Annotated in this window: 2 protein-coding genes; one reads left to right on the top strand and one right to left on the bottom strand. The window is 74.6% G+C overall.

Annotated elements, in window-relative coordinates:
- Positions 1-233 (bottom strand): TetR/AcrR family transcriptional regulator (locus ACFWEK_RS21185; RefSeq protein WP_430555320.1); only part of this gene is annotated, 233 nt, incomplete at its 3' end.
- A gap of 112 nt (positions 234-345) precedes the next feature.
- On the opposite strand from ACFWEK_RS21185, the gene ACFWEK_RS21180 reads away from it, so the two are divergent.
- Positions 346-1,905 carry an MFS transporter gene (locus tag ACFWEK_RS21180; protein ID WP_430555319.1) on the top strand — a complete coding sequence of 520 codons (1,560 nt, stop codon included), beginning with the start codon at positions 346-348 and terminating at the stop codon, positions 1,903-1,905.
- Positions 1,906-1,974: the final 69 nt, after the last annotated feature.

Genomic DNA, 1,974 nt, shown 5'->3' with positions numbered 1-1,974 from the left:
ACACAGCACCAGAACACCGGGAACGGCCCGGCCCTGCCCGGCCGCCGCGTCTTCCTGCGCGGCGCGGTGGCCGGGACTGCGGCCGCCGCCGGGCTCGGCATGAGCAGGCCGCCCTTGGACACGCCGGCCCTCTCGGCCACCGCGTCCAGCGTGGCGGCGCGCTCCCCGGACTCGACGAGGAGCTCGGCGAACGCGCGCAGGACCTTGGCTCGGGCGGCGGGGGCGGGAGGCATGTCGACAGCCTAGTGGCGAGGTGTTACTGTACCGGCTGGACGGTGCGGAAGTTCGGCATCACCATGTCGCCCCGGCCGTCCGCAGCGTGTGAAAGGCACCTCAGGTTCAGACATGGCTCAGACCCAGGTGACGACGCACCCCATCTCCTCAGCCACGGACGCGAGCCGCCTCGCCCCCGCGCGCCCCGCCGGGGCCGGGCGCCGCTGGGCGGCCCTCGCCGTGCTGATGCTGCCGGTGCTGCTCGTCTCGATCGACAACACGGTCCTCAGCTTCGCCCTGCCGCAGATCTCGGAGGCCCTGGCCCCCGGCGGCACGCAGCTGCTGTGGATCGTCGACGTGTACCCGCTCGTGCTCGCGGGGCTCCTCGTGCCGATGGGTTCCGTCGCGGACCGCGTCGGACGTCGCCGCCTGCTCCTGATCGGGGCCGTCGGCTTCGCCGTCGTGTCCGCGGTGGCGGCCTTCGCGCCGACGGCGGGCGCCCTGATCGCCGCCCGCGCCGGCCTCGGCTTCTTCGGCGCGATGCTCATGCCGTCCACGCTCTCGCTGCTGCGCAACGTGTTCACCGATCGCGACGAGCGCCGCCTCGCCATCGCGATCTGGGCCGCGGGCTTCGCCGCGGGCTCGGCCGTGGGGCCGATCGTCGGCGGGCTGCTGCTCGAGCACTTCTGGTGGGGCTCCGTGTTCCTCCTCGCGGTGCCGGTGCTCGCCCTGCTGCTCGTGCTCGCGCCGGTCTTCGTGCCGGAGTCGCGCGACCCCGCGCCGGGCCCGATCGACCCGGTGTCGATCGTCCTGGTCATGGCCGCGATGACCCCGGTGGTGTTCGGCATCAAGACGCTCGCCAAGGGCGCGCTGCCCTCGCTGGGGATCGCCGCGATCGCCGTGGGGCTGCTCATGGGCGTGCTCTTCGTGCGACGCCAGCTGCGCCGCAGGAACCCGATGCTCGACGTGCGGCTGTTCGCCGTGCCCGCCTTCACCGGCAGCGTGCTGGTCAACCTGCTGTCGGTGTTCTCGCTGGTCGGCTTCCTGTTCTTCGTGTCGCAGGACCTGCAGCTCGTCATCGGGCTCTCGCCGGTCCAGGCGGGCCTCGTGCTCCTGCCGGGCACCGTCGCGATGGTCGTCGCGGGGCTGGCCGTGGTGAAGGTCGTGCGTCACGTGCGGCCCTCGCACGTCGTCGCCGCCGGGCTGGCCCTGTCCGCGGTCGGCTACCTCGTCACCGCGCTCGTCGCCGGGCGCGGGGAGGCCGGCTGGCTCGGGCTCGCGTTCGTCGTGCTGGCGATCGGGGTCGGCTCGGCCGAAACCGTGTCGAACGACCTCATCGTCTCGACGGTCCCCGCGGCCAAGGCGGGCGCGGCCTCGGCGATCTCCGAGACCGCGTACGAGGTCGGCGCGGTGCTGGGCACCGCCGTCCTCGGCGGGATCCTCACCGGGTCGTACCACGCGAACGTCGTCGTGCCGTCGGGCGTGACCGCCACGGACGCGGCGTCCGCGGCGGAGACGCTCGGTGGCGCGACGAGCGTGGCGGCCGACCTGCCGGCCGGCCAGGCGCAGGCCCTCCTGGACTCCGCGCACGCGGCGTTCGGCAGCGGCGTCGTCGTGACGTCCGCCATCGGCTTCGCCGCGGTCCTCGTCGCGGCGGGGATCGCGCTGGCGACGCTGCGCGAGCGCGCCTGACGCCCGACGCCGTCCGTGAGGGCGGCGTCACACCCGCGACGGCGGCGCCACCGGCGAGGAGGGTGGCGC

Origin of the sequence: Isoptericola sp. NPDC060257, assembly GCF_042726645.1 — a bacterium.
GTDB classification, from domain to species: domain Bacteria; phylum Actinomycetota; class Actinomycetes; order Actinomycetales; family Cellulomonadaceae; genus Isoptericola; species Isoptericola nanjingensis.
This window is presented reverse-complemented; position numbering and strand designations above follow the sequence as displayed.

Bases quoted from the DNA above. Each gene is read 5' to 3' on its own strand.
- ACFWEK_RS21180 (WP_430555319.1), top strand. From the start codon at position 346: ATGGCTCAGACCCAGGTGACGACGCACCCCATCTCCTCAGCCACGGAC.